The following is a 13,753-nucleotide window of genomic DNA, read 5'->3' on the forward strand; positions in this document are numbered from 1 at the left end:
TGTCTTTTCGATAGTGCTTGGATACGCTGGGATGCATCACGTATTTCAGCGTAGATGCGTAATGCACTCGGCGCTCGCGGAATAACTACGATTAGCCTTTCTCGCCTCCATCAGATTGATAAAGCGGTCGAACAGGTAGCTGATGTCGTGCGGACCGGGCGACGATTCGGGATGCCCCTGAAAACAGAACATAGGCTTATGTTTCAGTGCAAACCCCTGAAGAGTTCCATCGAACAGTGAAATATGCGTAACCTTTGCGTTGGCTGGTAGCGTTGACGCATCAACTACAAAGCCATGATTCTGCGAGGTGATTACGACCCTACCATTTTCTAGATCCTTAACAGGGTGATTAGCACCATGGTGCCCAATCTTCATCTTCAACGTTTTCGCACCAACAGCCAATGCCATAATTTGGTGACCAAGGCAGATTCCGAACATCGGCATACCAAGCTCAATCAATTCGCGCGCTGTAGTAACCGCATAATCACACGCTTGCGGATCACCAGGTCCATTAGATAGAAATACACCATCCGGATTTAGTGCTAGAGCATCAGCAGCACTTGATTGCGCGGGTAGAACGGTAACCTGGCATCCCCGCTCTGCAAGCATGCGTAGAATATTACGTTTGATGCCGTAGTCAAACGCGATCACTCGATGCTGAGACGTTTTTTGGGACCGATAACCTATTCTAGGATGCCATTCAGATTCGGTCCATTCATAGCTAGTGTTCGTTGATACGACTTTTGCTAGATCTATTCCAGCTAAGCCTTCAAACGAGCGTGCGAAGTTAACTGCGCGCTGTTCATCGGTTCCAACAAGGATACATCCGTTTTGTGTACCACACTCGCGCAGGATGCGCGTTAATCGGCGAGTATCTAAACCGGCGATCGCAACTATACCCTCACCAGAAAGATAGTCAGACAATGTGCATTGAGAGCGAAAATTCGATGTTAGCACCGGTAGGTCACGAATCACTAGACCGGCCGCGTGGATACGATCTGACTCAATATCTTCACCGTTCACACCAACATTACCAATGTGTGGGTATGTCATCGTGATAATCTGGCGAGCGTAGCTTGGATCAGTAATAATTTCCTGGTAACCAGTGATCGCAGTATTAAATACTATTTCACCAATCGTGTTGCCGATGGCACCGATCGAGTAGCCGCGTAAAATAGTGCCATCGGCAAGAGCGAGCAGAGCTGGAGTAAAAGACGGCAACACGGAGGACTCCCTTCCAGAGATACCCTGCGCCGACCTGTTGTCTTTATCCGAACGGCAGGTGTGCAATCTTGGTCCGTTTGACTCACATATGACGTACGCGCATAAAGCGCCTATTGCTGTAGGCAATAGTTCAAATAGAATCGGGTTTGCGGCGACCTGCCAGTTTTTAGAAGGTAGGCACTAGGGTGTTAGTTGATGCACTAATATCTCAGCATTATAGCGCGAAATCGCGAGCACCTCAAATGCATATATTGAGCAAGGAAAATGTAAGCACTCTCCACTAGAGCAAGAAATTTTAAGGAATTATCGCAGTACGATCCTAGTAATTCTAATGTTTCCTATTGAAATTCGTATGCATCTCTAATCTTGTAAGCTCATACTAACTTCCGATATAGCGGAATTATTGGTGTAAGCAAGTATATCTTAATTAATTACTCATTTTTCTACAAGCATACGACAGCTCTATCTAAGGGTGTCTTGATGCACTCGTCCTGTCTGATGCACTCGTCCTGTCTGATGCACTCGTCCTGTCTGATGCACTCGTCCTGTCTGATGCACTCGTCCTGTCTGATGCACTCGTCCTGTCTGATGCACTCGTCCTGTCTGATGCACTTGTCCTGTCTGATGCACTTGTCCTGTCTGATGCACTTGTCCTGTCTGATGCACTTGTCCTGTCTGATGCACTTGTCCTGTCTGACTATAGCGCGCATTGTAGAACGAAACAACACGCCTGTTCTTTGCGCTTGCTGCAATCTTCTCTATATGGCTAGTATGGAACACTAGCATCTCTTTAGTAGTTGTATGCCGGACTGGGATGTGTAACATCAACCGCTGACCTGCCATTACTGTGTCTCGCCGCGTATGGTTCCACGCTTTAACTTGAGCGACTGTTACACTATAGCGCATCGCGACAGATGCGATTGACTGCCTGCGACGAATGCGGATCAACATCTTTCGAGTATCCGGCACATCTGGTTCTATTGTGAGTACCGCATTTTCCGCAACGTCGGCGCTGATATCCTCATCATCGCTATTATCTTTTGGCACTAGCAATGTAGAGCCAGGCTTTAGCCGCATACCGGCCGGAATTCTATTGACCGTCATGAGCATGCTCGAGTCGACGCCAATTTTTTTGGCTAGTACTGCTGGTGTTGCGCGCTCAGTTACCTTGTATGTTGTCCAGGATGAGAGGTTTCCGTCGTAATCTTTCAGGTTGCGCTCGAACAGATTCGCGTTTTCAAACGGAAGCAAGATCTGTGGTTGCGATGCTCGGAGAATTACTGGTTGCTTAAATCCCGGATTTAGCGAGTAAAACTCTTCTTGAGAAAGAACTGCAAGCTTAGATGCCACCTTGATATCAAGGTCGCGCGCTGTGGTTACCATAACGAAGTATGGGTGATTTGGGATATCTGGTAACGATAATCTATATTTCCGTGAGTTCATCACAATGTTTTTTACCGCCTGTAGCTTGGGCACATAGTTTCGCGTCTCGAGTGGCATAGACAAACTTTGATAGTCGGTTCGTAGCCCGCGCGCTAAATTGCGTGCAATCGCGCGTTTTACACTGCCCTCGCCCCAGTTGTATGCAGCCAGCGCTAAATACCAGTTGCCGAACATATCATATAGCTTCGCTAAATAATCAAGCGCTGCACTAGTAGAGGCTATGACGTTGCGTCGTTCATCTTGAAACATGTTTTGCTTAAGCTTAAAATTTCGACCTGTTCCAGGCACAAACTGCCACATGCCAGCGGCTTTCGCAACTGATAGTGCATGCGGGTTAAATGCAGACTCGACGAACGGCAACAATGCTAATTCCGTTGGCATATGCCGCTGCTCAAGCTCCTCAACGATGTGATATAAGTACTTCTTTGAGCGTTCAGTCATGCGCTCAACGTATACGGGACGCTGCACATACCAATTCGTCTGCATATCGACCAGATTACTTTTTAAATTCGGAATTCGGAATCCGGCACGAATCCGGCCCCACAAATCGTCGGAGCCCTGTAAGGCTTGCACGCTGCCATGATCAATATCGATGGTGTGCTTAGAAGAAGATAGCTCAGCGTGATTCTGAATAGGATTATCTTCGAGGAGTTGCGAGCTCTGCAATATGAAAGGCTCGATGGAAGCCGATTGCAAAGTTTTCACCATATTTCTGCTATTGCTGCTCGAGCATGCGGCGAGCAGCAATATCAACAGCGCGCTGAGTACCAATCGCATTGAACGTCTCGAATTCCAAGGGGGGGCGCCGGAAAATGCGACCCAATAGTATGCAGAACTCCTACATTACGTCAACCTAAAAAATCCCAAAAATCTAGGTTCTGAGGTCTCTTGAGGGGCGTTTAGATGATTTAGCTTACTAGAAGTAATCTAGTATTGATTATCGAATCTAGAAATTTATTGTCATGTTATAGCTCGTGATAGCATTTTCATCTACTAGGGTATGCGTATCAGCGGAAAACGTTTTTCCATTCACGCAACGCAGTAAAAGTCTCGAGCCGTCCGATCGTGTATACATGCCGCTTATTAGCTAGCCCTTGACGAATTGAGGATAGATGGACGCGTAGAAATACATTAACTTTCTTTTCATGACCTATTGTAGTTGGCAGGGTCGATACCCCGGCAGCACGCAGCTCCTGAGCCTGATTATGCCAGATTAGTAAGTCTTCGTTATCTGGTTCTACCTTAAGCGCGAATGCAATATTAGACAGCGTATATTCATGTGCACAATGCACTTCCGTAGTATCAGGTAGAGTCATTAGTGCGTCTAGAGACGCCAGCATCTGTTTCGGGGTACCCTCAAATAGACGCCCACAGCCGCTAGAAAACAGCGTGTCACCACACAGTAGGTGTGGAACTGAATCTAAGCTAATATCCGAGAAATAGGCAATATGTCCGAGCGTATGACCGGGCACATTAATTACGGATAATACTAAGCCGAGTGGCTCAATCCAGACTTTATCCTTATCCATAAGTGGCTTCGTAATTGCCTGGATAGCCTCACTTCGTGGACCATATACTGGGACCGGGTTGTCTGTGCCACACATCCAAATCAATAGATCAACTCCATCAACATGGTCAGCATGGTGATGAGTGAGTAAAATAGCGATTAGTTGTAGGCTATGTCGTTGAAGGAAGTGGATAATCGATACGGCATCGCCCGGATCAATCACCACAGCATCACATCCATTTGTGATAACCCAGATATAATTATCTTTGAGCGCCGGAACCGGGATGTATTGCAACTTATGACCAGTATTATATGCCAACTTAGCTTTTAACGGTATGTTCATCGCGCAGGACCTATGGAAACAATGTTAAACCGACCAATTATAGACTGGCCAACCTGGGCTGAGTCAGCACCAGGGCAATATATGCTCGCCTGGGAACAAGACCAACTTGATAGCTTAGTCTCTAATATGTTCGGCTATTACGCGCTTCAGTTGGGCTTGCCAAAACTTGATGCGTTACGGGAAAATCGAATGCCATGTCGTGGTCTAGCATTAGATAAAGCTAGCGCTGCAAGTGAGCCATATCAATTACAGGGTCTAAGCAGTAGTAATGCTTCTAATGTTTGCGGTTACGATGCATCACTAACACGAGAAATACTTTGGTGCAATTTCCTAGATTTACCATTCGGATCTCGGAGCGTGGACTTACTAATTCTACCTCACACGCTTGAATTTACGCATGATCCGCATCGGCTGTTACGAGAAGCTGAACGGGTTCTCATGCCAGAGGGCCGGCTCGTGATTATCGGCTTCAATTCTCTGAGCTTGTGGGGCATACGACAGTGGATTAGCCGCCGAAGCGGCTATGTGTTTGTACCAGCAGTAAACGATCTAATTGCATTTAAAAGAATGAAAGATTGGATCAAGTTGCTTTGCTTGGAATTAGACCAAGGACGTTTTGGATGCTATCGTCCAGCGCTAAACACTGCAAAATGGCTCTCTAGGTATGCGTTTATAGAGGCAGTCGGCGATCGTTGGTGGCCAATTTTTGGTGCTATATACATAATTACTGCAATTAAGCGAATGCATGGCATACGACTAATAGGGCCGTCCAAAGCGAAAAAACAGATGCTCGCGACAACACTAAAGCCAATTGCAGCGACAAACGCTTTTTAACAATGTCAACATAGGCTATAGCGTGAGTTTTATTTGATTAACAAATGTATGGAATGCAACAATATTCTTATTGAGATTTATACGGACGGCGCATGCAAGGGAAATCCAGGTCGAGGTGGCTGGGGCGCGCTTCTGCGCTTTGGTAAGCAAGAAAGGGAACTATTTGGCGGGGAGCTCTCGACGACTAATAACAGAATGGAGCTGATGGCTGTAATCGCCGCGCTTGAGGTGATAAAACGGCCATGCAAGGCGATTATTTATACCGATTCTCGGTATGTTCAAAGGGGAATTAGTGAATGGATTCACAGATGGAAGAAAAAGAACTGGATGACTACTGCAAAGACTCCTGTTAAAAATGCAGATTTATGGCATCGGCTTGATGCGCTAGGCTTACTACACGATATTAAATGGCGGTGGATCCGTGGCCATGCTGGCCATCCAGAAAATGAACGGGCTGATGCGCTAGCTAATCGAGGCGTAACATTACTAGAGCAAGAAATAGATGTGTGCGGTCTCGAGCTGTGCGCTAACTTCTTATAAATTTTTATATCATGCGTTTTCTTGTTCTCGATACAGAAACTACTGGTCTGAATGCTAAAAGCGGAGACCGGATTATTGAAATTGGCTGCGTAGAAATAGTAAACCGACAACTGACCGGCAATAATCTGCACTTTTATATCAATCCAGAACGTGACAGTAATCCTGGTGCCTTAGCGGTGCACGGATTAACTACTGAATTTCTAAGCGATAAGCCAAAGTTCGTAGATATTTCTAATGTGCTGCTTAATTTCGTGAAGAATACAAGCATTATTATCCATAATGCACCTTTCGATATTGGCTTTCTCGACGCAGAATTTGCAATGCTAGAGCTACGACCATTTCGCAATTATTGCGGCAATGTAATTGATACACTTATCCGGGCCAAGGCGATGTTTCCTGGTAAGCGAAACTCGTTAGATGCGCTATGCGAACGATTAGGCATCAGTAACACACATCGAGCACAGCATGGTGCGCTACTTGATGCAGAATTGCTAGCTTCCGTCTATCTTGCGATGACACGAGGGCAAGAAAATCTAGTCATTAATGTGCTAGCCGACATGCCAGATTTTGGATCAGTAGCCCGAGATGGCGTGTCGCTCGATCAGTTTGATCTACCTGTGATTAGTGCTAGAAATGACGAGCTTATTGCTCACGCGAGCATACTTGATGAACTTAACAAAACAGGTAAAGAGCCGTGTGTGTGGCGGGAGTCTGCACACAGCTTGTAAATGAAAAACCCTGAGCTTATCCTTATGGAATATCAATAGGTTGTCATAGGGATATGACAACCTATTGATATTCCCGCAATCTATCGATTACTATGACTTACGTGCGTCATTATTGATAACCGTAGCCCGGTCTGCTGAAGAATGCTTTACTAGGCATTCAAATTCTATTAGCATTTTGCATACTTAAGGGTAGTTAGCTCAGAGGTAGAGCACTGCCTTCACACGGCAGGGGTCACTGGTTCGATACCAGTACTACCTACCAATTTTCTCACAAAAGCTAGTTAGATATATACTAACTCTTCGTGTGGAGGGTATTTTCTGATGGGTGATTTGTGGAAAAACACTAAAGCAATCATAAGCTATAGTAACAACATAAGTAACTATTTACAGAGGTGCAGTATTCCTCATGTTTATAGACGTGCTTTATAAACTAACTTTTACAAGTTAGTGATGAACAACTAACTTAATGTTAGCAAGTAAACTTACGCTCTTCGTTTTCTTGCTGGGTATGAGTATGTTTTTAATTTCTGCTATCCGAATGGAATTTGTGCACTATTTAGTAGATTTCTAAGCCTCGGCGCATTATCTATTACACATACATGCTTCTGGACCAAATAAGCTTCCAAAAGAATAGCGAGCATTAGCACTTCTCTATATCTTGTCTCCAGACTGCCGAAAGAAGATATTTTCGAAATATCGCATGGTGCTAATAAATTCTAGAAAACATCAAAATATATGTATCGCAGCTAGCGATCACCTTATATCGCTAGCTGCGATATGAGAGCAGAAGGGTGCTAAACAATGTTTTTTGGTCTTTTACTACAGAGGTATGCAAGAAGAAACTTATAAAACCGCGAGATTACTTATGAGACGTCTGGCGCTTAATGAGTAGTTAGTTGTTATCGTAATCTAATATCATTCAAACTTATAATCCACCCCAAATACAGCGACTTTTTTCTCGATCGGTTGCTATACCACAGCAATGGGTGCAACTATTACATATTAATAAGGTTTCGATTAGAAGATAAGCCCTTGGCCGCACTCGCCTGATAGCCTGCTAAGGCATGAAATCTCTAATAAGATAATGAGATGAATATAGTAAAACTGCGCATAGTCCAGCATAAGTAGTACTATTCAGTACAAGTAGTATTATGATGATAGAAAAGTGATAGCCGATTTTTTCTCTTGCAGAATGCAATTTGCATGATATCTATTTTTAGTAGAATTTTTTCTTACACTATTATCATTTTTTCTTCTACTGAAGATATAATCTTCCGGTGAAAATACAATTCACTACATATCTCTCGGATTTAGATATAACAAGCCAAACACAATATATCCGATATTCTATAAGCTGTTAATAACACTTACTTCATATAGTAAAGTTACTATAATAATACTATTATAGTATTAATGCCAACTTTAGTTAGCATTACTCAAATAGCTGTTTACTTACTCAGAATCAATGCCCCTTTAATTAAAATCGTCATCGTGCGTATAATCTGTAGTTAAATGTAGATTTGTTCAGTCTATTCAGATATTCTGAAGAACGCTTTTCTCTTTGAGAATTACTGCTTTATTGTTGTGTACTTCTGGGGTTAGTGGTTAGTTAACTTCGCCAAAATGGTACGTAAGAAATTGATTTGTTTCGGGAGCCATGAAATTTCTGCTGGTTTCACTTTAGCGAATGTAATTTTAATATTAGGTTGAGAGGCACCATTTTACGTCTACGCAAACTTAGCGCCCTAGATTTAAAGCGAGGCAATTTATTGATTCTAATGCTAGAGTGCAGTGAATGAGTCTAAGAAGATACTCAGCAATTTTATTGCTACCCTCAGTTTAATTATCGAGAAAAGCGATTTGTTTACCCGAATATAATTCTTATTACTGAAATGTATTGTTTGTCTAAAAACGATCTCTAGAGCTACTGACTTAGCTATACCAAAAACGGCATTTTTTAACCCGTGAGAATTTCTGATCTTGCCTGAGAATAAACCGCATGTTCTAGAATAGATAATTAGCACACATCTATTGGAATCTCCGTATTATTTGCTTAATATCAAGTTTTTTTAAAAACTTTTAATATGCTTGAAACTAACTATAAATAAAGAAGTATGTTAGAAACAACTAAATGGATTTAGCAGGATTATACTAATCTAGTATTAATTTTTTGAAATTTCATTCATAAAAATTTAACTATCTAAAAATTCCTTATTTCTATTTTAGAGTATGACTAATTAATGAATCATTAATAGTACCAATACTGCGTAATCAAAATATTAAAGTACGATTTATATCGTTTTGTAATGCGACATACATTATTAATTGTTTTTTATTTAGCTTTATTAACATAAAAGTGCTAAAATTTATTACTATTAATAAGTATATAATATATTTACTTATTAATAGTAGTGTATAGAGAGGAGTGTTATAAAAATTAGACTGCTACACTTCTTTAGGCGACATCTAGTATGCTAATGTATGATAACTTTTATGTTAAAGGTAGATATAGTACTTTGTTTATATTAGTACACACTATAAAAATATATCGTATATCAATATTATATAAATAATTTATATTACTTTAATCCTCGATATATCAAGTTCTATAAATACCAACTTAGTCGGCAGTAACTTTTTGCGTTACTGCTTGGTGGCTAGTGTGCAGCAGTTTCTCATATACATGAACATAATTTTGTGCCATCACCTTCGATGTAAAACGGGATTCAAACGCTGCCCGCACACTAGCTCGTGATAGCGTGTGTAACTGGTTCACTGCTATAACAGCGCTTAATTCGTCTTCGACAACAAAACCCGATACGCCATTTTCAATTACTTCCGGCACTGACCCTCGCTTAAACGCTATTACTGGTGTGCCACAGGCCATTGCCTCGATCATCACCAAACCAAACGGCTCTGGCCAGTCGATTGGAAACAGCAACGCATGTGCACCAGATAAAAACTTAGACTTTTCAGCCTCAGAGATCTCACCGACGTACTCAACATGTGGTAGTGATATAAGTGGCTTAATCTGTTCTTCGTAATATGTACGATCAGCTTTGTCAAGCTTCGCAACAATTTTAATTTTCATGGCGCACTGTTGTGCAATTCGAATCGCAGTATCTAAGCGCTTTTCCGGCGAAATACGCCCTAAAAAAGCTAGATAGCTTGGCTTAATATCAGCGTGCGGCATTAGTAGATCAATAGGAAGACCATGATGAACAGTTGAGAGCCAATTAGCCTGTGGTAGCGGGTTACGCTGGTTCTCGGATATTGATACGACCCTTACATCTTTAAACATATTAAAAATCGGCTGTAGCTCTGGCAAGTCAAGCCGGCCGTGTAATGTTGTCAAATGTGGTACCGATTGGCGCGAAAATAATTGGAACGGATAGTATTCAATATGAAAATGTAGTACATCAAACTCTTCAGATCGTCGCCATACTTTCTCGAGTAATAGCATGTGTGGCGCCATCGTGTCCTGAATCAATGGATCTAGTCGCAAAGCCTGGGGCCATACCGCATCGAGCTTAGCCGATGTTTTCGAATCTCCGCTAGCAAATAAAGTCACATTATGTCCGAGTTCGACCAGCGCTTCGGTTAAATAGGACACAACACGCTCAGTCCCACCATATAGTTTTGGTGGGACTGCCTCGTGCAACGGCGCAATTTGAGCGATTCGCATATCGGTAAACTCCTAAAAAGTCAATCGAAGTGACTGCTTCAGTTTAATATAGGTTCAGAGCCCCCAATTTGCAATTCTAGACGCTTGCTTGTGCTATTGGCACTAGCAAAGCGTCCGATATTTTTGCAACAGCTCGGCGCAGATTACCCTTAGATTAATTAGTCTTCAGCGCTCCATAGCATAGCTTATGCATAGTGCGTAAGCTATAATCTTTCAAGATACTAAGCCACCTACTATTGGAATAAATGACTTAAGAAGATGGCAGATTTGTGATAATCGAGAGCTATATAGTGAGACTTCTAGCTAGACTTCCAAAGTTTTTACGAAATTTTTATGCACCCAGCAAACCTTGCTCTATAAAGCTGTTTTAAATTATTTTCAGGGCTAACAAAGTGAACCGAATAGTCGAGCTGCGTGACTTCCATCATTTATTGCAAGCCGATTTTCATCGTATCTTAAAATACTTTATTAAAAGTATGGATAAGATCACAATAACTTTCATGGTTAACTATACTGATACTCAGTCAGTACATTAATGGAATTACTATAGTATTTGTATAGCTTCAATTCAGAAAATTCCGCCTTTCTCGCTACAGTCTTTTACTATGCTACGGTATCGACCGATACTGCTGATGTAAAATTTTTGTGATTATGCGGTTTTGGGAGGCGCGAGCCGGAGTCGAACCGGCCTAAACGGCTTTGCAGGCCGCAGCATAACCGCTTTGCTATCGCGCCATAATGTTTGGAGCGGGAGACGAGTCTCGAACTCGCGACCTCAACCTTGGCAAGGTTGCGCTCTACCAACTGAGCTACTCCCGCACAATTTGTACCTTTATTTATACTTCTACACTTTCAGTGTAGAAGCGACCATTATACTAAGAGTATAATGGGGTGTCAAAAACTATAGTCGATGTAAATATATGTAAAATTGGAAAAATTTCGGTTGCATTCTAATTTATGATGCTCGATCTCGAATCTGGGACCAGGCTAGCTTCATATAATAAAGCATCGACCAGATTGTCAAAAGCGCCGCCAAGTAAAGAAGCGACGCTCCTAAAACGCGTGTATTAACTGAAAACCACCCTAATATTCTAATCGGCGAGTAGTACAGTAATAATGGGATCGCAATCATCTGGCATGCAGTCTTAAATTTTCCTAACGAGTTAACGGCTACTCTCTCAGATGCACCAATATTCGCCATCCATTCACGCAGTGCAGAAATCGCGATTTCACGCCCCACAATCACTAGAGCAATAGCTGCGTCAAGGCGAATCAACTGTACTAAAACTAATAGTGCAGCAGTCACCATTAATTTATCTGCAACGGGATCAAGAAACGCTCCGAATACGGAGGTTTGATTCAACTTGCGTGCTAGAAACCCATCAAACCAGTCAGTCAGCGCCGCTAAAGTGAAGATGGCTGCAGCTACTTTATTTTTATTCTGTAGGGTCAATATTATGCCAGGCAGATAGTATACACCAATGATTAACGGGATGAGCACGATCCGTAACCATGTTAAAAAAATCGGTAAATTGAAAGGCATCAAAGCAAGCTGGCGATAAAAAGTGACGCACAATTGCCATTGTGCCGCGTGATCAGACTCTCCATAAAGAGTACGCTCTATTAGATACTCTTGGTGCAGTTGATGATAGATTTTCTTAGCAAGTGTACACGATATGCTATTGCTAGTTCATTTTTCAGAACTAGCAATAGCATATCCTACGTACAGCCTCCCCTAAAGCGCGTAAGTAACGCGTTGGCCGGATTGTCAGTAACGCGTATTTAGAGTACTGAGAGCGGGCCGCAATATAGTAAGATATAATGTCTCATCGTAGATCTGCGTAACTCGCATCAATCAGCATTCTCTTTACCTAAATTGAGCGACGGCCGATGGTCTGTGAAGATTGTGGTCTCAAGATAAACCTTAAGGCTTTTCTTTTCGTGACCCTAACTCAAACCATCATATCTCATGTCAGTTTCGAGAAAACCTGATGGGCAGTCTTAACCCGCCGCCCCCTATCGCTATTAATCAAGACAATATGCAGTAGAGTGACGAGATTCGAATATGCTTATGCTACAGGGCGAACGCGCCATGGGCGAACACAGAAGCGACGGCTGTTTAGCTCTTTAGGCACAAACAATAAACAACAATGCGCTATTCAGCGCTATAAGAAAATCTTATAGCGCTGAATGAAACCTACGCGCCACAGGCAGTACCACCGTGTAATATGCGTGATATTATGGTATCTGAATTTAGTATTCTAAATTCAGATACCATAATAAACAACACATAAGACCCTGGTATCTTACTTATCACATACGAAATATCAAAATTTCGATATGCAATGCAAATAGTCTTGCGGCTTAGTCGAGAGAACATATCCATAAAACATGGGCGAAAGTGCGCGTACGTATACTTCCGGGATTCTTATTTGGAAGGCATCTGAACAGAGAAAGTTATGCATTTTTCTTCATTATCAATAACTATGTCTGTTTCTGGCTTTATGGCTGATGAATAAGTGAAACCTTGTACTAGCACTGCTGCACTAGAACTTTTAGTAGATTACTTGTGTACTTGTAAACCGGTGTATTGCTGACGATGACCACTGTGAGAACTAAATAACCGAGATAACGATGTGCGATGAATGCTTAGAGCATCTTGGATGCAGTAGACTTCTATTCTTTTTCCCGTGCCACGGTTCTCTACCAGAACATCATCTGCTGCATTACTAAGGATCAGAGTTTAAATGCTGTTACTCTAAATCTATCCCTAGCTCCAAAGAAATTTCTGGTTTTAGCAATGCAGCCATAGCAATCTCCTAGGATTTTAAGGCCTCTTCAACGATAATTTCATCTTGCGTAGACGATGCGATCTCTATGTATGGATGGATAGAATCTTTACTAAATTAACTCTACCACCCCTCATCATAGCCAAGTTAACGCATACGCGTACCTTACCTAAGAAACTACCCTGGGATATCAATATCAGCTACTGATGCGCTCTTCTCTAATCTCGATCGATTCCTAGTACAGCACATTGAACAGTGAACTAATCTGACCGCATACCGTAGCTTGATTACGTACCATAACCGCTAGTGAAAATTTTAGTTTAGCCGCATCACTATATATATTTTTATTCTGCTTTTTATCACTTCAAACTGACGACCCCCCCGCAGAAAGCTCACCTCATTCTGTACATTGCTCGTATAGTCTCGCCGATATAAGGTGTAATGTATAAGATAATCTAGTGCAGCAGATAACCGAATACAATTGCTAAACACCGATTTTTTGAAAGTACATACTGAAATACGCGTTGCAAGATACGCATACTTCTCTACACTCCTGGAACGCTCGGAAATGAGCTAAAGTCTGGCTGCTCTTATCGACTGCGCTAAGTAGCATGCAGCATTAAAAGCAATGTTCGGTATACTGAACATGTACACGATTTA

At 42.2% G+C, this 13,753-nt stretch carries 8 protein-coding genes and 3 tRNA genes; 4 read left to right on the forward strand and 7 right to left on the reverse strand.

Going from position 1 to position 13,753, the window contains the following annotated elements:
* Positions 1-45: 45 nt before the first annotated feature.
* The 3 genes from carA to gloB form a co-directional block, all read right to left on the reverse strand.
* Positions 46-1,224, reverse strand: a complete 1,179-nt coding sequence (carA, locus tag GKR41_RS02830) for a glutamine-hydrolyzing carbamoyl-phosphate synthase small subunit (protein ID WP_226809673.1) — start codon at positions 1,222-1,224, stop codon at positions 46-48.
* A gap of 462 nt (positions 1,225-1,686) precedes the next feature.
* Positions 1,687-3,375, reverse strand: a complete 1,689-nt coding sequence (locus GKR41_RS02835; RefSeq protein WP_420885648.1) for a transglycosylase SLT domain-containing protein — start codon at positions 3,373-3,375, stop codon at positions 1,687-1,689.
* Between the two features lie 299 nt (positions 3,376-3,674).
* Positions 3,675-4,517: a hydroxyacylglutathione hydrolase gene (gloB, locus tag GKR41_RS02840; RefSeq protein WP_226809675.1), complete on the reverse strand. Its 843-nt coding sequence runs from the start codon at positions 4,515-4,517 to the stop codon at positions 3,675-3,677.
* A gap of 21 nt (positions 4,518-4,538) precedes the next feature.
* On the opposite strand from gloB, the gene GKR41_RS02845 reads away from it, so the two are divergent.
* The 4 genes from GKR41_RS02845 to GKR41_RS02860 all read left to right on the forward strand — a co-directional run bounded on the left by GKR41_RS02845 (position 4,539) and on the right by GKR41_RS02860 (position 6,881).
* Entirely contained in the window at positions 4,539-5,351 is an 813-nt protein-coding gene (locus GKR41_RS02845; RefSeq protein ID WP_226810241.1) for a class I SAM-dependent methyltransferase, read from the forward strand.
* A gap of 48 nt (positions 5,352-5,399) precedes the next feature.
* Entirely contained in the window at positions 5,400-5,891 is a 492-nt protein-coding gene (gene rnhA, locus GKR41_RS02850) for a ribonuclease HI (RefSeq protein WP_226810242.1), read from the forward strand.
* 11 nt (positions 5,892-5,902) lie between these two features.
* A complete protein-coding gene (dnaQ, locus tag GKR41_RS02855; protein WP_226809676.1) occupies positions 5,903-6,619 on the forward strand; it encodes a DNA polymerase III subunit epsilon in 717 nt (238 codons plus the stop codon).
* A gap of 187 nt (positions 6,620-6,806) precedes the next feature.
* Positions 6,807-6,881 (forward strand) — tRNA-Val (locus tag GKR41_RS02860).
* 2,358 nt (positions 6,882-9,239) lie between these two features.
* Here GKR41_RS02860 and GKR41_RS02865 read toward each other — a convergent pair.
* The 4 genes from GKR41_RS02865 to pgsA form a co-directional block, all read right to left on the reverse strand.
* On the reverse strand, positions 9,240-10,304 hold the full coding sequence (locus GKR41_RS02865; protein ID WP_226809677.1) for a glycosyltransferase family 4 protein: 1,065 nt from the start codon (positions 10,302-10,304) through the stop codon (positions 9,240-9,242).
* A 664-nt stretch (positions 10,305-10,968) separates the two neighbouring features.
* Positions 10,969-11,039 (reverse strand) — tRNA-Cys (locus tag GKR41_RS02870).
* A gap of 8 nt (positions 11,040-11,047) precedes the next feature.
* A tRNA-Gly gene (locus GKR41_RS02875) sits at positions 11,048-11,123 on the reverse strand.
* A 136-nt stretch (positions 11,124-11,259) separates the two neighbouring features.
* Positions 11,260-11,847 (reverse strand): CDP-diacylglycerol--glycerol-3-phosphate 3-phosphatidyltransferase, encoded by a 588-nt coding sequence (pgsA, locus tag GKR41_RS02880; protein WP_226809678.1) that lies wholly within the window; start codon positions 11,845-11,847, stop codon positions 11,260-11,262.
* Positions 11,848-13,753: the final 1,906 nt, after the last annotated feature.

Origin of the sequence: Candidatus Vallotia laricis, assembly GCF_020541325.1 — a bacterium.
GTDB classification, from domain to species: Bacteria; Pseudomonadota; Gammaproteobacteria; order Burkholderiales; family Burkholderiaceae; genus Mycetohabitans; species Mycetohabitans laricis.

Coding starts and splice junctions, on each gene's coding strand:
- GKR41_RS02835 (WP_420885648.1), bottom strand. CDS start 3,375: ATGGTGAAAACTTTGCAATCGGCTTCCATCGAGCCTTTCATATTGCAG.
- gloB (WP_226809675.1), bottom strand. CDS start 4,517: ATGAACATACCGTTAAAAGCTAAGTTGGCATATAATACTGGTCATAAG.
- GKR41_RS02845 (WP_226810241.1), top strand. CDS start 4,539: ATGTTAAACCGACCAATTATAGACTGGCCAACCTGGGCTGAGTCAGCA.
- rnhA (WP_226810242.1), top strand. CDS start 5,400: ATGGAATGCAACAATATTCTTATTGAGATTTATACGGACGGCGCATGC.
- dnaQ (WP_226809676.1), top strand. CDS start 5,903: ATGCGTTTTCTTGTTCTCGATACAGAAACTACTGGTCTGAATGCTAAA.
- GKR41_RS02865 (WP_226809677.1), bottom strand. CDS start 10,304: ATGCGAATCGCTCAAATTGCGCCGTTGCACGAGGCAGTCCCACCAAAA.
- pgsA (WP_226809678.1), bottom strand. CDS start 11,847: ATGCCTTTCAATTTACCGATTTTTTTAACATGGTTACGGATCGTGCTC.